The sequence below is a fragment of the Kushneria sp. EE4 genome (assembly GCF_977968315.1).
In genome coordinates this window covers 1,221,240-1,238,715 of sequence record NZ_OZ386212.1, presented here as the reverse complement: position 1 = coordinate 1,238,715, position 17,476 = coordinate 1,221,240, and the positions used below count along the sequence as shown (strand labels likewise).

The 17,476-nt window shown below is 59.3% G+C and carries 20 protein-coding genes and 1 tRNA gene; 10 read left to right on the top strand and 11 right to left on the bottom strand.

Features of this window, described 5'->3' with window-relative positions; genetic code table 11:
* Positions 1–92 precede the first annotated feature (92 nt).
* Both ACXMYO_RS05700 and ACXMYO_RS05695 read left to right on the top strand, forming a co-directional pair.
* Positions 93–941, top strand: a complete 849-nt coding sequence (locus tag ACXMYO_RS05700; protein ID WP_457808076.1) for a hypothetical protein — start codon at positions 93–95, stop codon at positions 939–941.
* 113 nt (positions 942–1,054) lie between these two features.
* Positions 1,055–2,764, top strand: coding sequence for a potassium/proton antiporter (locus ACXMYO_RS05695; protein WP_457808075.1), 1,710 nt, complete (start codon positions 1,055–1,057; stop codon positions 2,762–2,764).
* Positions 2,765–2,831: 67 nt separating this feature from the next.
* On the opposite strand, the gene ACXMYO_RS05690 is transcribed toward ACXMYO_RS05695, so the two are convergent.
* The 3 genes from ACXMYO_RS05690 to ACXMYO_RS05680 form a co-directional block, all read right to left on the bottom strand.
* Positions 2,832–3,071 carry a hypothetical protein gene (locus ACXMYO_RS05690; RefSeq protein ID WP_438767371.1) on the bottom strand — a complete coding sequence of 80 codons (240 nt, stop codon included), beginning with the start codon at positions 3,069–3,071 and terminating at the stop codon, positions 2,832–2,834.
* A gap of 89 nt (positions 3,072–3,160) precedes the next feature.
* Positions 3,161–3,394, bottom strand: coding sequence for a hypothetical protein (locus ACXMYO_RS05685; protein WP_438767370.1), 234 nt, complete (start codon positions 3,392–3,394; stop codon positions 3,161–3,163).
* 236 nt (positions 3,395–3,630) lie between these two features.
* A tRNA-Ser gene (locus ACXMYO_RS05680) sits at positions 3,631–3,721 on the bottom strand.
* A gap of 147 nt (positions 3,722–3,868) precedes the next feature.
* Between ACXMYO_RS05680 and ACXMYO_RS05675 the strand changes: the two genes are divergently transcribed.
* The 6 genes from ACXMYO_RS05675 (at position 3,869) to ACXMYO_RS05650 (ending at position 6,725) form a co-directional block, all read left to right on the top strand.
* Positions 3,869–4,534, top strand: a complete 666-nt coding sequence (locus ACXMYO_RS05675; protein WP_438767369.1) for a Bax inhibitor-1/YccA family protein — start codon at positions 3,869–3,871, stop codon at positions 4,532–4,534.
* Positions 4,535–4,637: 103 nt separating this feature from the next.
* Positions 4,638–5,030, top strand: coding sequence for a sulfurtransferase complex subunit TusD (tusD, locus tag ACXMYO_RS05670; RefSeq protein WP_438768412.1), 393 nt, complete (start codon positions 4,638–4,640; stop codon positions 5,028–5,030).
* 30 nt (positions 5,031–5,060) lie between these two features.
* Positions 5,061–5,414: a DsrE family protein gene (locus ACXMYO_RS05665; RefSeq protein ID WP_457808074.1), complete on the top strand. Its 354-nt coding sequence runs from the start codon at positions 5,061–5,063 to the stop codon at positions 5,412–5,414.
* Between the two features lie 31 nt (positions 5,415–5,445).
* Positions 5,446–5,733 (top strand): sulfurtransferase complex subunit TusB, encoded by a 288-nt coding sequence (gene tusB, locus ACXMYO_RS05660; protein WP_438767367.1) that lies wholly within the window; start codon positions 5,446–5,448, stop codon positions 5,731–5,733.
* Between the two features lie 58 nt (positions 5,734–5,791).
* The gene (locus ACXMYO_RS05655; protein WP_457808073.1) at positions 5,792–6,142 is read left to right on the top strand and encodes a TusE/DsrC/DsvC family sulfur relay protein; all 351 of its coding nucleotides are present in this window, start codon (positions 5,792–5,794) and stop codon (positions 6,140–6,142) included.
* 10 nt (positions 6,143–6,152) lie between these two features.
* Positions 6,153–6,725, top strand: coding sequence for an acyl carrier protein phosphodiesterase (locus tag ACXMYO_RS05650; protein ID WP_457808072.1), 573 nt, complete (start codon positions 6,153–6,155; stop codon positions 6,723–6,725).
* Here the strand turns inward: ACXMYO_RS05650 and ACXMYO_RS05645 are convergent.
* The 7 genes from ACXMYO_RS05645 to wrbA form a co-directional block, all read right to left on the bottom strand.
* Positions 6,711–7,910: a molybdopterin molybdotransferase MoeA gene (locus tag ACXMYO_RS05645; protein WP_457808071.1), complete on the bottom strand. Its 1,200-nt coding sequence runs from the start codon at positions 7,908–7,910 to the stop codon at positions 6,711–6,713. The genes ACXMYO_RS05650 and ACXMYO_RS05645 overlap by 15 nt on opposite strands.
* On the bottom strand, positions 7,903–8,424 hold the full coding sequence (gene moaB / locus ACXMYO_RS05640) for a molybdenum cofactor biosynthesis protein B (RefSeq protein WP_438767363.1): 522 nt from the start codon (positions 8,422–8,424) through the stop codon (positions 7,903–7,905). Before moaB ends, ACXMYO_RS05645 begins: the two co-directional genes overlap by 8 nt.
* Positions 8,421–8,741, bottom strand: coding sequence for a DUF1244 domain-containing protein (locus tag ACXMYO_RS05635; protein ID WP_457808070.1), 321 nt, complete (start codon positions 8,739–8,741; stop codon positions 8,421–8,423). The genes moaB and ACXMYO_RS05635 overlap by 4 nt, the downstream gene beginning before the upstream one ends.
* 111 nt (positions 8,742–8,852) lie before the next feature.
* On the bottom strand, positions 8,853–9,455 hold the full coding sequence (locus ACXMYO_RS05630; RefSeq protein WP_438767361.1) for a helix-turn-helix domain-containing protein: 603 nt from the start codon (positions 9,453–9,455) through the stop codon (positions 8,853–8,855).
* A 76-nt stretch (positions 9,456–9,531) separates the two neighbouring features.
* Complete coding sequence (gene pdxH, locus ACXMYO_RS05625; protein ID WP_457808069.1) at positions 9,532–10,176, bottom strand: pyridoxamine 5'-phosphate oxidase; 645 nt, start codon at positions 10,174–10,176, stop codon at positions 9,532–9,534.
* Between the two features lie 94 nt (positions 10,177–10,270).
* Positions 10,271–10,681, bottom strand: coding sequence for a DUF2069 domain-containing protein (locus tag ACXMYO_RS05620; RefSeq protein WP_457808068.1), 411 nt, complete (start codon positions 10,679–10,681; stop codon positions 10,271–10,273).
* 2 nt (positions 10,682–10,683) lie between these two features.
* Complete coding sequence (gene wrbA, locus ACXMYO_RS05615) at positions 10,684–11,295, bottom strand: NAD(P)H:quinone oxidoreductase (protein ID WP_438767358.1); 612 nt, start codon at positions 11,293–11,295, stop codon at positions 10,684–10,686.
* A gap of 172 nt (positions 11,296–11,467) precedes the next feature.
* Between wrbA and ACXMYO_RS05610 the strand changes: the two genes are divergently transcribed.
* Positions 11,468–12,712 (top strand): YihY family inner membrane protein, encoded by a 1,245-nt coding sequence (locus tag ACXMYO_RS05610; RefSeq protein ID WP_457808067.1) that lies wholly within the window; start codon positions 11,468–11,470, stop codon positions 12,710–12,712.
* 138 nt (positions 12,713–12,850) lie between these two features.
* Positions 12,851–13,450: a DNA endonuclease SmrA gene (gene smrA, locus ACXMYO_RS05605; RefSeq protein WP_438767356.1), complete on the top strand. Its 600-nt coding sequence runs from the start codon at positions 12,851–12,853 to the stop codon at positions 13,448–13,450.
* Between the two features lie 109 nt (positions 13,451–13,559).
* Here the strand turns inward: smrA and metH are convergent, their stop codons facing one another.
* On the bottom strand, positions 13,560–17,267 hold the full coding sequence (metH, locus tag ACXMYO_RS05600) for a methionine synthase (RefSeq protein WP_457808066.1): 3,708 nt from the start codon (positions 17,265–17,267) through the stop codon (positions 13,560–13,562).
* Between the last annotated feature and the right edge of the window lie 209 nt (positions 17,268–17,476).

Below are 17,476 nucleotides of genomic sequence, written 5' to 3'. Positions count from 1 at the left end.
TATCAGGCCGTTATTTGCATACTGGTCGTAGTCTGCATAATCGAGGCAGTCAGCCATTGTCGGCGCACTTCACCAACAGGGACTGTTTGTGCATGTCACCACCGGGCGAACTTACCGAGCGACTCTCCTTTTTTCTGGGACGCCAGCTTATGGCTCAGCCACTGGACTGGGAGGATGCCTCCAACTGGCGCTGGAAAAGCGATTCGCTGTCGCCGGAAATGATTCGCATGGTGCGAACCGGCATCAACGACCCGTTCTGGCATGGTCTCTGGGCGCTTTTTGGCTTTGATCGCTGGGCGCATGCCGAGCACCTGACACGTCTGGCCGGCAACCTGCCGGCGCATTTGCCCATGCTGCCACTGCCCATGACCTGGCTGGGCACCCTTCAGGGCGCCCCGGTCTGGAGTCTGCCCTGGCGTGCCGGGCGCGCCGCGACGATGAACACCTCGTTTACAGCGCGGCTGGGAGAGCAGATCGGACGTCTGCATGCCGCACCCGTCTCGGGGTGGGGCCACCCGCTGGCCACTGTCTGGCCGCTGTCGGAGTGGCCAAAGCGGGTACAACGCTATCTGAAACAATCCATGCCGGCTGACGTACTCAATGATCTGCCGGCGCAGATCCCCGTGCCGGACAGTGCGGTCTGGTGTCTGCCGGATCTGCGTGACGACCAGTTCATTGAAGGCGCAACGGACTGGTGCTGGAGCGACTGGGAAGCGCTGGTCTGGGCGCCAAGGGAATTCGACTGGTCCCTGATCGAGCTTTTGGTGACTGATACCGAGCAACAACGCCATTTTATGGATCGTTACTGGCCGTTTTGTGATGTCATCAATATCAGCGATCATCGACGGATCTGCCGGGCCATTTTGTGGCGCTTCAACTGCTTTGGCCCATGCCCCTGGTCACAAATACGCGATGCGCCCTGCTGGCTTGATGGCCGTTAAACATGGCGCTGCGATGTGGCCTTTTTGATCATGGTCACCAGGACGCACAGGTGATATGGCAGGGCGATCATGGCACACTACTGCTTATTACAAGAGGTTATTAACAAAACGCCGTGACCGACTTTAACAGCATATTCCTGATTGGCGGCTTACTGGTGGCCATGAGCATCCTGGCCAGCCGGGTATCTGCACGCATTGGCCTGCCGCTGCTTCCCCTGTTTCTGGGTATCGGCATGCTTGCCGGTGTCGATGGCCTGGGCCTGATCAATTTCAGCGACTATAACCTGGCCTATCTGATCGGCCAGCTCGCACTTGCCATGATCCTGCTGGACGGTGGCCTTCGAACGCGCATGAAAACCTTCAGGGTAGGGCTTCGGCCGGCGCTGTCGCTGGCCACGCTGGGCGTGTTTTTGACCAGCGGCCTGACCGGGCTGTTCGCCATGTGGGTGTTCGATCTCAGCCTGTTTCAGGGGCTGCTGGTCGGTGCCATCGTGGGCTCCACGGATGCCGCGGCCGTTTTCTCGATGCTCAGCGGACAGGGGATTCGTCTCAACGAGCGAGTTGGCGCCACGCTTGAGATCGAGTCAGGCACCAACGACCCCATGGCGATCTTTTTGACGCTGATTCTGTCGCAAACCCTTGCCGGTTCCATCGATAGTGTCTCCGGCACGCTTTTGATGTTTGTCGAGCAGTTCGGCATTGGCACTGTGGCAGGTGTGGCCAGTGGCTGGCTATTGGGGCGTTTGCTGCGCTGGCTGGATCTGGCGCCGGGGCTTTATTCCCTGCTGGCCGCAGCCATGGGCTTTAGCGTTTTTGCATTGACCAACATGCTCGGCGGCAGCGGTTTTCTGGCCATCTATCTGGCCGGCGTCATGATCGGCAATATTCGCGGTAAGCATCTTGAGTTCATTCTGCCCGTTCATGACGGTCTGGCATGGCTGAGCCAGATCGGCCTCTTTTTGACGCTGGGGCTTCTGGTCACGCCCAGCGAGATGGTTGATTACGCCTGGTCGAGCGTCATGGTGGCCATGGTGTTGATCTTTGTGGCACGCCCGCTGTCGGTGCTTTTGAGTCTCAAACCCTTTTTCGGCTTTCGCTGGCGAGAGCTTGCCTTTATCTCCTGGGTGGGGCTGCGTGGCGGGGTGCCGATCGTTCTGGCCATTTTTCCGGTCATTGCCGGCGTCGAAAACGCTTCACTCTACTTCAACGTCGCCTTCTTCGTGGTGCTGATCTCTCTGGTGCTTCAGGGCACCACTCTTGGCCATATGGCCCGCTGGCTACGGGTTGAGGTGCCCGCCGAAACGGCCCCGGCCCGTCGTCGACTGCTGGGCGTGCTGCCTGAAGACGACTACGAAATGTTTGTCTACAAGGTCGACAGCAAGCGCGTTGAAAACACCCAGCTAAGAATGCTTCGTTTCCCGTCAGGGGCGGTCGTGGCAGCCATCTTTCGTGAGCACGTCATGATTCATCCCACCGGCAGCACGCGGCTTCAGGCAGGCGATGTGGCCTGCGTCATTGCCCGAACCCACGACCTCAATGCCATCAACCATCTTTTCAACGGGGATGCCGAACTCAAGCGCGAGCGCGATTTCTTCGGAGCGTTTGCCTTGTCCGGCGAGGCGCTGATGGGGGATGTGGCGGATGCCTATGGTCTGACGCTGTCACGCTGGGAGCGCGAAGAAATGCTGGGTGCCTTCATCGCACGCCGTGTCGGCGGCTATCCCGTTGTCGGTGACGACATCGACTGGCATGGCATCCACTGGATTGTGCAGGATGTGGAGGGCAACAGCGTAACCCGAGTAGGCCTGAGGCTGCATGGCTAGGCCAGCCAGACCCCGGAAACTAAAACGCCCGCTGTGTCAGCGGGCGTTTTCATTCAACAAGCGAGCATCAGTTCAGCAGGCGCCACTTGTTGTTTTTCTGTGAGGTTGCCGGCAGCGGCTCGTCATCGTAATCAAGCTGGATGCGTGTCGACTCGTCCAGCAAATCGCCCTGGGGCGTACATTCCTGAAATTCGCCAGCATGACCCGGGCGGTCACCAACATCGTAAACGGCAGGCGGGTTATTGCCTTGGTGCTCGTTTTCGCGCTCCATATTGCCCTTGGTAAAACCGCGTCCACTGTTGGCCATCTGAACTTCTCCCTATCGTCTGATCATCCTGAAATGAGCCTAGGCAAGACGGCATCACTGTGCAACAAGGGTCTGTTCACACGACCGATTTAACCGGACTGAGTGAGCTGAAGAAACGCCCTGACGGCACTGTCGCTTGCTCCCTGCTGGCGATAGCAGGCTTCAAGGTTGATAAAGGCCTCCAGCATGTCCTCGTCCAGGTGGAGCGCCTCTATCCTGTAACCGTCCTGCCAGAGCTCCAGACAGGTCTCGCCCGACTCAAGCGGCTGCTGAATGACCTCGCCCGGAGAGTGCTCACGGGCGGTATCAAAAGCCTGCTGCAAACGCAAAGGTATCAAAGCCGTTGCCTCGGTATGTCCATCGAAACGACAACAGTAAGTGCACGTGTTTGAATTGTAAATTTTCAGGGCGCAAAAGTTATCGATTCAGGGCACCTGAAAACGCCGGTCGAGCGTCGCAGTAGCAAAAGGGCACCGCTATCAAGGCCTCTGATCCACGGGAATTGCCAAAAACAAAAAAAGCCTGTCGATCAGTGATCGACAGGCTTTTCAGATGGTGGTGGCGGAGGGACAGGGATTCGAACCCTGGAAGGGCTACAAACCCTTGGCGGTTTTCAAGACCGCTGCAATCGGCCACTCTGCCATCCCTCCGGCTTACGGCGATGCATCTTAACAGCCTGTCAGCAAAGGTCAAGGAGCTTAATTCAATCAAAAGGGCGATGACTTGCGCGGGCTGCGTTTGAGGCTCATTCTTGGTTAAAATTCCACCATAATCAGACACAAGGCAGGGAGTGATCCATGGTCGATAGAACCTATGGGGTCTCGCAGACCGAGTCCAGAAACGTCGAATCGCACAAGGTATTGCGCAATACCTATATGCTGCTTGCCATGACACTGCTTTTCTCGGCCGTCACTGCCGGGATCGCGATGTCGATGGGCATCCAGCGCATGAACATTTTTGTCTTTTTCATCGGGGCCTATGGGCTGATGTTTCTGGTCCACAAGACCGCCAATTCAGCAGCGGGCCTTCTGGCCACCTTCGCCTTTACAGGCTTTATGGGCTTTACCCTCGGGCCGATTCTCAGCGCTTACCTGACGCTGTCCAACGGACCGCAGCTGATCATGACCGCTCTGGGCATGACGGCGGCCACCTTTGTAGGACTTTCGGCCGTGGCACTGATTACCCGCAAGGATTTCAGTTTTCTGAGCAATTTCATTATGGCCGGCGCCATCGTGCTGATTGTTGCCATGGTCGTGGCGATGGTTTTTAACATCTCCGGTCTGGCACTGGCAGTATCGGCAGGTTTTGTTCTTTTTGCCTCGGCCGTGATCCTGTTTGAAACAAGTCAGGTGATCCACGGCGGACAGGACAACTACATTCTGGCGACCATCAGCCTTTATGTGGCCATCTACAATCTGTTTATCAGCCTGCTGTCGCTTCTGGGGCTGACGTCCAGCGATTGATCCATCGATACATCGTGATCTGTTAGTATAAGACCCTGCCTTCCGGCAGGGTTTTTTGTTTAAAAGGGCTTGTTTCAGGAGCGTTGTCTTGGCCTCTCAAGAATTGACCTATGCCCTGATGGTACAGGGGGCACCCTACAGTCAGCAGGCGTCTCACAGCGCCCTGCGCTTTGCCGAAGCTCTGCCGGCACAGGGCCATCGGGTGGCTGCCGTCTTTTTCTATCACGATGGCGTCTATAACGCCGCCAGCATGATGACACCGCCGCCGGATGAACCGCATCTTCTCGAGCGCTGGCGAGCGCTTCATCAGACGCAGCAGTGCGAGCTGCTGGTCTGCGTGGCCTCGGCCGTTCGCCGTGGGCTGCTTGACGAAGGCGAGGCGCGCCGCCATGGGCACACGCATCCAACACTGGAGGCGCCCTTTGAACTGACGGGGCTGGGTCAGCTCATGCAGGCCGCGCTTCATCATGATCGATTGATTACCTTTGCGCCTTGAGGCAGGCATTATGGACAGGGCAGTAACGTCATGAACGCAAAAAGCATACTGGTCATCGTGCGCCATCCGCCGCACGGCACAAGCTGGGTACGCGAAGGGCTTGAGACGGCGCTGGTCGGCGCGGCACTCGGGCAGCCGCCAACGATTCTTTTCAGCGGCGACGGCGTTCTGGCACTGCTTGCCCACCAGCAGCGAGGCGCGCTGGATCAAAAGGGCAGTGCTGCCATGCTGGAAGGCCTGTCCCTTTATGACATTGAACCTCTCTGGTATGACCGGGCCTCAATCGAGGCGCGCGCGTTTGATACCGAACGGCTGATACCCGGATGCCAGCCGGCCCGCATTGCGGACATGATTGCCCGCCACGACGTGGTCATGAGCTTTTAATACGCCTTTACCTGTTTCGACGAGTGTCATCATGAGCACACTTCACCTGATCAATCGGTCGCCTTTCAGCACCCGGATTCTCCACGAGCTTGCTGATGCCGTATCACAGGGCGATCATGTCCTGCTGGTCGAGGACGGTGTCTATGCAGCCTCCGGCACGGCACTGCGCGTATTGCCACAGGGTATCGAGCTCTGGGCGCTGGAGGAGGACTGCGTCTCAAGAGGCGTTATACCCGCGCCAGATATCTCTAAAACAGTGGACATGGCCGGGTTTGTGGCCCTAACGGCCAGCACCGACCGCACGGTCAGCTGGTTTTGATGCTTTGCCACTTCAGATCTTTCGTCGATACGACACATTTTTCACAACATCGGATGCCATGACCGAAACCACGGACACGCTAACGCTTGCTGACGGTACCGACATTGCGCTTGATAGTGACGGTCATCTGCAAAACCCCGAGTGCTGGTTGCCCGAGGTGACCCGACACATGGCCGAACGCGAGGGGCGCGAACTGACACCGGCGCACTGGGAAATCATCGAGCTGCTGCGAGACTTTTACAGGCGCTTTGAGATGGCACCGGCCATGCGAGCCCTGGTCAAGTTCACCCGCCAGCAGCTTGGTGACGAGAAGGGCACATCGATCTATCTGATGTCCCTTTTTCCGGAGAGCCCGGCGCGCGTGGGTGCCCGCCTGGCCGGGCTGCCACGCCCTACCAACTGCTTATAGGGCCCGCAATTTGAACTTTCTTGCCCACGCCCGGCTTGCATGCCAGGGCAGCGACGTTTTCCTGCTCGGCAACCTGGTGGCTGACGGCATCAAGGGGCCCGTGACGGCAGAGACCGGATTCGCTCAGGGCATCCGGTTCCATCGTCGAATGGATGCTTTGATCGACCAGCACGACATCACGTTGGCTCTCAGGCGACAGGCCCCCGAGGCGCAGCGTCGTGTGTGCGGCATTGCACTCGATATCGTCTGGGACCATTTTCTCGCCCGGCTTTATCACGACGATGTCCTGAACCAGCGCGTTTATGGGGTGCTGATCCGACACGCCGCCATGATCCCCGAGCGCCAGACGCGGCTTTTTGAACACCTTCGTCGCGACAACTGGCTGAAAGCCTACGGGGATTTCGACTTTACCTGCCGTGCCATTGCCGGCGTAGGCCGTCGCCTGTCCGGCCCCAATCGGCTGGCCGAGCTGACGCCCTGGCTTGAGCGGGAATATCCGCTACTGGAAGAGAGCTTTCATACCCTGTGGCCATGGATGCAGCGTGCGGCATGCGAACATGCCGCAGCACTAGTCGACCAGTAGAAGGCACCTGACGCTATCGCCTGATGTGACCCTTGAGTGCGCCCCGATAACCGCCAGCGCATTGGCGGTGACGCAGGAGCGCAGGATGGAAGAGTCCTGATCCTCGAAGGCTTCAGCGCGATAACCCTCACCGTCCCACGTCAGGGCCACACGCATGTAGTGATCTCGCCCGGCCGTTTCGGTGTCAAACGTGGCCCGGGCGGTTACCTCCGGCAGGGAATGCATGGCTTCACAGCCCTGCAGACCGCCCATTAACGGGCGCAGAAAAAGCCATGCGCCGACAAAACTCGACACCGGATTGCCTGCAAGGCCGACAAAACGACACTGATCGATGTGGCCCAGTGCCAGCGGTTTGCCGGGGCGGATCGACAGGCGCCAGAGATCCAGCTCGCCCAGCGATTCCAGGGCGCGGCGAACATAGTCGGCATCGCCCACCGAGACGCCACCGGTGGTCACGATGACATCCACCTGGCGTGAGGCGCGCTCAAGTGCCTGTGTCATGGCTTCAAGCGTGTCAGGCACCTGTTCCACCAGCGAAAGCTCGGCACCAAAGCGCGGCAACAGATCCATCAGCATGAACCGGTTGCCGTTATAGATCTGTCCCGGCGCCAGTGTTTCGCCCGGCAGCTTCAGTTCGTCGCCGGTAAAGAGCAGGGCGACCCGGGGCTTTCGATACACCGGTACACGATCAAACCCCTGACCTGCCAGAAACCCCAGTGCCGCACTGTTGAGCCGCGTCCCCTGGTGTACCAGCACCTCATCGGTCGTGATCTCGCGCCCTTTCAGGCGAACGCTGTTGCCCACCTCAAGCCCGGCGGGAATAAAAACGCCCTCGTCACGCGCTTCTACCTGTTCCTGCATGATGACGCTATCAGCACCTTCGGGCAGAGGGGCACCGGTAAAGATGCGTGCACAGGTGCCTTCCTCCAGCGGTGCTGACTGCTGGCCGGCCATGATGCGCTGGCTGATAGATAACACCCGGCCGCTGTCTGCAGCGCGCAGGGCATAGCCGTCCATCGAACTGTTATCGAAAGGCGGCGTGTCGTGCCGGGCATGAAGCGTCTGCGCCAGTACACGATCGCCGGCGGCCTCAAGCGCCACCCATTCTAGAGGCAGTGGTTCCAGACCGTTCGAGAGGGAATCAAGCGCCTGTTGCGGCGTGTGTAAACGACCGCCGTCAGCCATGCTGCCTCCGTCCGGGGATGACCAGGTTGGCAAAATTGCAGGGCTTGTGACGGCTATCGAGCTGTTCGGCAAGAATGCCGTCCCAACCGGTCCGACAGGCGCCGGTTGAGCCGGGTAGGCAGAAAACGGCCGTGTGGTTGGCAAACCCGGCCAGCGCCCGACTCTGAATGGTCGAGCTGCCGACGTCATCCTGCGAGAGTCGGCGAAACATCTCGCCAAAGCCTTCGATATGGCTATCAAACAATACGCTGACGGCCTCGGGGGTGGAGTCACGGCCGGTAAAGCCGGTGCCACCGGTCGTGATCACGATCTGCACCTCTGGGTCGGCAATCAAACGCGCCACCTCTGCACGAATCTGATAGAGCTCGTCACGGATGATCTGTCGACCAACGCAGCGATGCCCGGCGCTTTCAAGCGATTCGATCAACAGGGCGCCGGAACGGTCGCTGCTTTCATCACGGGTGTCGGAGATGGTCAGGACGGCAATATCGAGCGGGATGAAATCGTCACTCACGAGGATGCGCTCTCCTTTGCCTTTTGACGCGCCTCAAGTGCCTTGAGCTGTTCGTCGGTGGCCGGCGGCTGATGATGGGCCTTCCATTCGCTGTAGGGCATGCCATAGACATGCTCGCGAGCGCTTTCCAGATCAAGCTCGATATGGCGCTCCTCGGCCGCCGTGACCAGCCACTTGGAAAGGCAGTTGCGACAGAAGTCGGCCAGAATCATCAGATCAATGTTCTGTACATCCTTGTTATCATCAAGATGCTTGAGCAGACGACGAAAGGCGGCGGCTTCAAGCTCGGTTCGAGTCTGTTTGTCCAGCTGTTCCATGTTCAGCTCCTGTCAACGCGCTGCCTGCTGCAAAAGGCGAGCGCTAAAATAAGGGCAGAGATATTGTAGGCGCTCATCCGGGGCCCGAGTAGTGGCGGCGCCAAACCGGTGTCAGACGCGATCGCCCGGGGCGCACACCGACAGGACCAGCGCGTCCGACTCACTGATCGAGACCTTGGCGTGTCCCATGTCGCTGTCGAAATAGAGGCTATCGCCGGCATCAAGCTCAAGCGGCTCGTAGAACTCGCTGTACATCAGAATTGAACCCTCCAATACCAGCAGAAACTCTTCGCCGCCATGACGCACCCAGCTCGAAAACGACTTGATGCTACGGGCACGCACGATGGTCTTGAAAGGCGTCATGAGTTTTTGGGTCAGCTGTGCCGACAAAAGCTCATGCTCGTAGGTGGGGGTGGGGTGCTGCTCCCCCTGACCGCTGCGCGTCAGGTCGCGCCGTCCGGCATTACAGGGCGTGCTGCGCGGGCTTTTCAGAAGCTGCGGCATATCCAGCTCCAGTCCGATCATCAGCTTTTGCACGACCAGAAAACTTGGCGAGACCAGATCGTTTTCGATCTTGGAAAGGGTCGAGCGGGCCACCCCGGTACGGCGACTGACCTCCTCAAGCGTCAGCTTCTGGGCACGGCGGACTTCACGCAGGCGCTCCCCCAGACGCAAGGGCTCAACGAAGGGCTTTTTCCCCCGGGCAACATTCATGCCGGACCCACCAGATGCGTCACGATCTGTCATCCTTTCACGCCCCTGCCCGAATTGACGCCGGGCGCTGCCGACATCAGGGGGCCAGACGGCTTTTCAACCACCGCCCGTCCGTGTTTTGCCAGCGATAGCGAATCCGATCATGCAATCGACTGGGCTGACCCTGCCAGAACTCGACCATGACCGGTACGACACGATAGCCGCCCCAGTGTGGCGGGCGGTCGATCTCGTTGTCCTGATAGGCACTTTCGAAACGGCGCGTACGCTCATCAAGCCACTGTCGATTCGGGATCTCGACACTCTGCTGCGAAATCCAGGCGCCCAGCTGGCTCGCCCGGGGGCGCGAATGAAAGTAGATGCTGGAGGTTTCATTACTGACCTGCTCGACATGGCCTTCAACGCGCACCTGACGCTGCAGGCCGGGCCACCAGAACACCAGTGCCGCATGAGGGCAGGTGCCCAGCTCGCTGCCCTTGTGGCTCTGATAGCTGGTGTAAAACACCATCCCGTTTTCATCGAAGCCCTTGAGCAAAACGATGCGCGCGTGGGGCACGCCCTCATTGTCGGCCGTGGCCAGCGTCATGACATTGGCATCATCGCGTTCGCTTTCCAGCGCGGCATTGAGCCACTCCGAGAAAAGGGGCCATGGCGTTTCGGGCGTGTTGTCACGGTCGAGTGCGTCCCCGGCATAATCACGACGCAGATCAGAAATGGTGCTCATGAGCGGTTTCCTTGAAACTTCGGGAGGCCTCAACCGGTTGCGGTCAGCCTCGCAATAGTGTTCCGGGCATGATTGATGACGCAGACTGCTCGACTCAGTCGGTGCCCGGGATATTATCGTTACGCTGCCAGCGATGAATGTGAAACACATAGCTGCCAGCGCTGAGAAGCAGCGTCAGTGCCGAAAGCGCCTCGACAAGCCCCAGCCACCATAGCCCGGGCAGCTGAAGCATGGCCGCACCCTGAATGATATAAAGCACGCTGACAAACGCCAGCCAGCCATAGCCGCGGCGGCGCTCGGTGCGCAGCACGACCCCCAGAAGGGCCAATGGTATGACACGCACCAGTACAGGCAACAGCGACTCGGTGCCGCCACGCTGTGACAAAATCAGTCCCGTCACCAGTGTGACCGCCAGAAGAACGCCCCAGCTGATGGTCACGACCCGGCGCGCCCGTTGCCGAGCGCCCGTGGCGCCGTAGCGCTGCTCGAAGGTACGAAACAGCACGGCTACTGCCCTCGCGTCGCTTCAAGCGCCAGTGCCAGCCGGGCCAGACGCTTGCCCTGAGCACTTGCCAGCGCACGCTCATGATCATCGATGCTGCGATCGTTGTCCGGTCCTGCAAAGTGGCTGGCGCCGTAGGGCGTGCCGCCGGTACGCGTGGTGAACATCTCATCCACACTGTAGGGAATGCCGGCGATGACCATACCGTGGTGCAACAGGGGATTCATCATGGTCAGCAGCGTGCTTTCCTGCCCGCCGTGGATGCTGGACGTCGAGGTAAAGACCGTGGCGGGCTTGTCGACCAGCGCTCCGTTGAGCCAGAGCGTGCTGGTACCATCCAGAAAATGCTTGAGCGCCGCCGCCATGTTGCCAAAGCGGGTCGGGCTGCCCATGGCAAGGCCTGAGCAGTCGCGCAGATCATCATGGCTGGCATAGACCGGCCCCTCATCCGGGATATCAGCGGCCACCGCCTCACATTCGCTGGACACCGAAGGCACCGTACGCAGGCGTGCATCAATGCCGCCTACCGATTCAATGCCTGCCGCAATATGACGGGCAATATCACGTGTCGCGCCCTGGCGGGAATAGTAAAGCACCAGTACGTAGGGTCGGGTCATGACATATCCTTGTGAAAACGATAGAGGCCAATTCTGGCAGGTATGCCACCATTGTGCCCATCGAGACAAGGGTTGTCAGGCGCCATTGCCTTCAGATTCGATTGGTCACAGCGCACGGTGGTCGCTATGTTTCTGACAACAATCAGCCGGTTATCGTCAGGAGCAGGACAAGGTGAAACGTTTTTCCATACCGCAGCGCCTGCAGGTGTTGCTGACACCGATCAAGGCGCCGCTCAAGCTTTTTAAACGCTTCAACGCCCATGATGGCCTGCAGACTGCCGCCTCGCTGACCTATACCACACTGTTTGCCGTGGTGCCGCTGACCACTGTGGTATACGCCCTGTTCGCCGCCATTCCCGAGTTCCAGGATGCCGGTGATCGTATCCAGCAGTTCGTATTTCAGCAGTTCGTGCCCGAAACGGGCGAGACCATCCTGAACATGCTGCGCGGCTTTACGCAGCAGGCGCGCGGACTGACCATGGTGGGCGTGGCCTTTTTGCTGGTGACCTCGATTCTGATGATGATGACGGTAGAAAGCGCACTCAACCGAATCTGGGGCGTTCGTCACAATCGCCGGGGCCTGATGGGCTTTTTGATGTACTGGGCCGTGCTGACGCTGGGACCGATCCTGATCGGCAGTGGGTTTTTGCTTTCTTCCTATCTGGCCTCCATCAGCGTTTTGAACTCGGCAGCTTCCTGGCTTGGGGGCAGCGATTTCATTTTGCATTTTCTGCCGCCGATTCTGAGCTTTCTGGCCTTTTTGTTCATCTATATCACCGTGCCCAACGCCCGCGTGCGCTTCAAGCATGCCGCTGCCGGTGCCCTGCTGGTGTCGGTGTCTCTGGAGCTGGCCAAGTGGGGCTTTTCCATCTATGTCACCAACTTTCCTTCCTATCAGATTCTTTATGGCGCCTTTGCCGCCGTGCCGCTTTTTCTGCTCTGGATATTTTTAAGCTGGGCCATCATCCTGATGGGGGCCGAGCTGGCCGCCTGGCTGGATGAATCCCAGCATGCCGACTGGCGCCGTTGGCCCCTTTTCTGGCAGGCCACGGGCATTTTGATGCTGCTGCACCAGACCCAGGCAGAGGGCCGGGGGGCCCTGAAGTCGTCCAGGGTCAGAAAGCGTCTGGGAGGCAACTACCATACGCTGCGGGCTGTGCTGGTCGAAAAGGGCTGGGTCGCGATCAGTGAAGAGGATGAGTGGGTTCTGACAAGACCCCTTGAAACCCTCTCGCTCAAGGAGTTTGTCAACGGTCTGTCATGGCCGATGCCCGAGCAATACCGGGCACCCGATGGCTATAGTAAACTGGCCGACATGATGAAAACTGCGCGCCAGCGCCATGATGATGCACTCGATGTTCCGATGGCCTCGGCCATATCGAACCCTGCTCATGGCCACCGGCGTACCACCCCATAACGACCAGAACCGGAGGCTCGGCACTTCATACCTTATTCCCGACGTGACGCTCTGACACTGATGTTGCCTGTAGGGCAGCAGCCCCTGTTTGAACGACAAGCCTCTGCTGGACGCTGCCAGCAGGCGAGGAGTAGCCCGATGAATGCCAATCAACGCGATGAGCAGCTTTTCTCCCATGAGATGGCTGACGTCATTCCGCTCAACAAGGGGCGCAACCGGGCCGATGCCGGCAGTACCGGTGCCCGCGCGCCCAGCGATGCCCAGCTCGCCCGGCGCGCCAGCGCTCAGGACGGCGAACACGAAAGCAACTTTCTGTCCGATGAGTTTGTGGATCTGCTGCCGGCCAATGACCCGATCGAGTTTCGCCGTGACGGCATTCAGACCGGCGTGATCGAAAAGCTGCGCCACGGCGGCTATCAGGTCGACTCTCAGCTCAATCTGATCAAGCGCCCGGTGACCGAGTGCCGACGCGAGCTTTTCAATTTCATCCGTCAGGCGCACGAGCATGAGCTGCGCTGTGTGATGATCATTCATGGCCGGGGTAAAAGCGATGAAAGCCATGCCAACGTGGTGCGCTCCTACGTCGGTAAATGGCTGGGCCAGTTTGATGAAGTACAGGCCTACGTTACGGCGCAGCCACGTCACGGCGGGTTAGGCGCGACCTATGTCATGCTGAAAAAGACCCATCGCGCCAGCCAGCGCAATCGTGAACTGCATCAGCGCCGTCGCGCGCCCTGAGCCCGGGCAACGCCTCGGCCCGTAAAAGGGAAAGGTCCTCTCATTGCGATGAGAGGCCCTTTTTCATGTCGCCGCCAGGCTCGGGTCGTCCGCTCGAATCCGGCCCGGGTTACTCGTCGGGGTTATAGGACAGAATCGGCGAGAGCCAGCGCTCCATGGTGTCGCGCGACATCGCCTTGCGCGCAGCCAGCGCGTCAATCTGATCGCGACTGATGCGCCCGGTCGAGAAATAGCGCGACTGCGGATGCGAGAAGTACCAGCCGGACACGGCGGCTGCCGGCCACATGGCAAAGCTTTCGGTCAGCGTCAGTCCGGTATTGTGCGGAGCGTCCAGCATGTCGAACAGGGCGGCCTTCTCCGTATGATCAGGGCAGGCCGGGTAGCCGGGGGCCGGACGGACGCCTCGGTACTTCTCGCTGATCAGATCATCGTTGTCGAGCGCTTCATCCGGCACGTAGCCCCAGTGCTCGCGACGAACACGCTCATGCATGTGCTCGGCCAGCGCCTCCGCCAGACGATCCGCCAGCGCCTTGACCATGATGGCATTGTAGTCATCGCCGGCTTGTTCATACGCTCGGGCCAGCTCGTCGGCACCGTGGCCTGCGGTCACCGCAAAGCCGCCGATCCAGTCAGCGCGGCCGCTCTCCTTTGGTGCCACGAAATCGGCCAGGCTATAGCAGAGACCATCGCGGTTTTTGGTGGTCTGCTGGCGAATGTGATGAAGGTTTTGAACGACTTCGCTGCGTGACTCGTCGGCGTAGACTTCGATCACGTCATGATCCACCGTATTGGCCGGCCAGAAGCCGATCACACCGCGCGCCTGGATGTGGCGCTCCTCGATGAGCTTGTCGAGCATCGCCGTCGCATCCTGATACAGGTTGCGGGCAGCTTCGCCCACCACGTGATCTTCCAGAATCTTCGGGTACTTGCCCGCCAGCTGCCAGCTCATGAAAAACGGCGTCCAGTCGATGTAGTCGACCAGCGAGCGCAGGTCGACATCCTCGAAAACGCGCAGGCCGGTGAAGGCCGGTTTCGGCGGCTCATAGTCGGCCCAGCCACCATCAAAGCGCCGTTCACAGGCCTGGGCGTAGTTGAGATCGGCTGATTTGGGTCGACGCTTGCTGTTGCGCTCGCGCACCTTTTCGTATTCCGCGCGAATCTCGCCGACATAGGCTTCCTTGAGCCCGGGCGAAAGCAGCTTGCTGGCCACACCCACCGCGCGTGACGCATCGGTGACATACACCACCGGATGGCTGTAGGCCGGCTCGATCTTGACCGCCGTATGGGCCTTGGAGGTCGTGGCGCCGCCGATCAACAGGGGAATATCAAACCCTTGGCGCTCCATTTCCTTGGCTACATGAACCATTTCATCCAGCGACGGCGTAATCAGACCGGACAGCCCGATGATCTGGGCGTTATGTTCGCGTGCAGCGGCAAAAATCTTCTCGGCAGGTACCATCACACCCAGATCGATCACCTCATAGTTATTGCACTGCAGTACCACGCCCACGATGTTCTTGCCGATATCATGTACGTCCCCCTTGACCGTGGCCATGATGATGCGGCCCTTGCTGTGATCCTCATCGCTTTTTTCGGCCTCGATGTGCGGAATCAGATACGCCACGGCCTGTTTCATGACGCGTGCGGATTTCACTACCTGCGGTAGAAACATCTTGCCGGCGCCGAACAGATCACCCACCACGTTCATGCCATCCATGAGCGGGCCTTCGATCACTTCGATAGGGCGGTCAGCACGCTGACGCGCCAGTTCGGTGTCTTCCTCGATATAGCTGGTAATGCCCTTGACCAGCGCATGCTCGATGCGCTTTTCAACTTCCCAGCTGCGCCATTCGAGATCTTCCTTTTTCTGGACACCGCTGCCGTCATCCTTGTAGCGATCGGCGATTTCCAGAAGCCGTTCGGTGGCATCCTCGCGGCGGTTGAGCACCACGTCTTCCACCGCCTCGCGCAGCTCTTCGGGCAGGTCGTCATAGACAGCCAGCTGCCCGGCATTGACGATCCCCATCGTCAGGCCGGCGTGAATGGCGTGATAGAGAAACACCGAATGGATGGCCTCGCGGACCGTGTTGTTGCCGCGAAAGGAAAACGAGACGTTGGAAACACCACCGGAGATCATGGCATGGGGCAGGTGCTGCTTGATCCAGCGGGTGGCCTCGATGAAGTCGACCGCGTAGTTGTTATGCTCCTCGATGCCGGTGGCGATGGCGAAGATGTTGGGGTCGAAGATGATGTCTTCGGCCGGAAAATCGATTTCGTCGACCAGAATGCGATAGGCGCGCTCACAGATTTCGGTCTTGCGTGCCTTTGTGTCGGCCTGACCATCCTCATCAAAGGCCATGACCACAATGGCTGCACCAAATCGGCGGCACTGACGGGCCTGATGGCGAAAGCTGTCTTCGCCTTCCTTCATCGAGATCGAATTGACAACCGCCTTGCCCTGCACGCACTTAAGACCGGCCTCGATGATCTCCCACTTGGAGGAGTCGATCATGATGGGCACGCGGGAGATGTCCGGCTCGGAGGCGACGAGTTTGAGAAAATGCTCCATCGCGGCCTGCGAGTCGAGCATCCCCTCATCCATGTTGATATCGATGACCTGGGCGCCGTTTTCGACCTGCTCAAGAGCGACTTCAAGTGCGGTATTGAAATCCTCTTCCTTGATCAGGCGCTTGAAGCGGGCAGAGCCGGTAACATTGGTACGCTCGCCGACGTTTACAAACAGCGATTTCGCGTTGATGTTGAACGGCTCAAGCCCGGAGAGACGACAGGCCGGGGCAATATCCGGGACAGCGCGCGGGGGAAGGTCGGTCATGACCCGCTTGATCGCGGCGATATGCTCGGGCGTGGTGCCACAGCAGCCGCCCATGATATTGACCAGCTGCTGCTCGCCAAAGGTGCGCACGATCTCGGCCATCTCGTCGGCTTCCTGATCGTACTCGCCAAATTCGTTGGGCAGGCCGGCATTGGGGTGAACCGACACATACGTATTGGCACGCCGTGAAAGCTCTTCGAGATACGGGCGCAGATCCTCGGCACCGAGCGCACAGTTGAGCCCCACGCTCAGCGGCCGGGCATGGCGTACGGAATTCCAGAATGCCTCAGTGGTCTGGCCCGACAGTGTGCGCCCCGAGGCATCGGTAATAGTGCCGGAAATCATGATGGGCACGCGGTAGCCAAGCTCTTCGAACAATACGTCAAGCGCGTAGATGGCCGCCTTGGCATTGAGCGTATCGAAAATGGTTTCGATCAGGATCAGATCGCTGCCACCCTCGATCAGCGCCCGCGCCGCTTCCACGTAGTTGTCGACCAGCGCATCAAAGGTGACGTTGCGCTTTGAGGGGTCGTTGACGTCCGGTGAGATCGAAGCGGTACGGCTGGTCGGCCCCAGCACGCCGGCGACAAAGCGCGGCAGCCCCGTTTCAGCGGCCACCTCATCACACACTTCCCGGGCGAGTCGGGCCGCCTTTTGATTGAGCTCAACGACCAGTTCTTCGGCGTGATAGTCGGCCTGAGAGAGTCGGGTACTGTTGAAGGTGTTGGTCTCAACGATGTCGGCACCGGCTTCGAGATAGTCCCGATGCAGGCGTTTGATCACCTCGGGCTGGCTGAGTACCAGGAGATCGTTGTTGCCCTTGAGATCACTTTTCCAGTGCGCAAAGCGCTCGCCGCGGAAGTCCTGTTCGGTCAACCGCTCGTTCTGGATCATGGTGCCCATACCGCCATCAAGAATCAGTATGCGTTCCGACATCAGACGGGTCAGCGTCTCCAGAACCAGCGAATCGGCAGCTTGGGGCATGGAAGGTGATCTCCGGATAGATAGTGGGGCGTGCATGAAAGAGGGCGTATTCTAGCAAACCCCTGTCAGGCGGACAGGCTCGTGGCCTGAAAGACATTCACCCAGAGCATGAGCCCGGGTCATTCATGCCTTTTATGGCAAAGCCGACAGGACTGGAGCCGCTATCCTTATTTACCCGAGTATTGCACTCGGATTTGTCGCGAGCTGCT

Excerpts from the sequence above, each read along its gene's own strand:
- ACXMYO_RS05700 (WP_457808076.1), top strand. The coding sequence starts at position 93 with ATGTCACCACCGGGCGAACTTACCGAGCGACTCTCCTTTTTTCTGGGA.
- ACXMYO_RS05690 (WP_438767371.1), bottom strand. The coding sequence starts at position 3,071 with ATGGCCAACAGTGGACGCGGTTTTACCAAGGGCAATATGGAGCGCGAA.
- ACXMYO_RS05675 (WP_438767369.1), top strand. The coding sequence starts at position 3,869 with ATGGTCGATAGAACCTATGGGGTCTCGCAGACCGAGTCCAGAAACGTC.
- ACXMYO_RS05665 (WP_457808074.1), top strand. The coding sequence starts at position 5,061 with ATGAACGCAAAAAGCATACTGGTCATCGTGCGCCATCCGCCGCACGGC.
- tusB (WP_438767367.1), top strand. The coding sequence starts at position 5,446 with ATGAGCACACTTCACCTGATCAATCGGTCGCCTTTCAGCACCCGGATT.
- ACXMYO_RS05655 (WP_457808073.1), top strand. The coding sequence starts at position 5,792 with ATGACCGAAACCACGGACACGCTAACGCTTGCTGACGGTACCGACATT.
- ACXMYO_RS05645 (WP_457808071.1), bottom strand. The coding sequence starts at position 7,910 with ATGGCTGACGGCGGTCGTTTACACACGCCGCAACAGGCGCTTGATTCC.
- ACXMYO_RS05635 (WP_457808070.1), bottom strand. The coding sequence starts at position 8,741 with ATGGAACAGCTGGACAAACAGACTCGAACCGAGCTTGAAGCCGCCGCC.
- ACXMYO_RS05630 (WP_438767361.1), bottom strand. The coding sequence starts at position 9,455 with ATGAATGTTGCCCGGGGGAAAAAGCCCTTCGTTGAGCCCTTGCGTCTG.
- pdxH (WP_457808069.1), bottom strand. The coding sequence starts at position 10,176 with ATGAGCACCATTTCTGATCTGCGTCGTGATTATGCCGGGGACGCACTC.
- wrbA (WP_438767358.1), bottom strand. The coding sequence starts at position 11,295 with ATGACCCGACCCTACGTACTGGTGCTTTACTATTCCCGCCAGGGCGCG.
- smrA (WP_438767356.1), top strand. The coding sequence starts at position 12,851 with ATGAATGCCAATCAACGCGATGAGCAGCTTTTCTCCCATGAGATGGCT.
- metH (WP_457808066.1), bottom strand. The coding sequence starts at position 17,267 with ATGCCCCAAGCTGCCGATTCGCTGGTTCTGGAGACGCTGACCCGTCTG.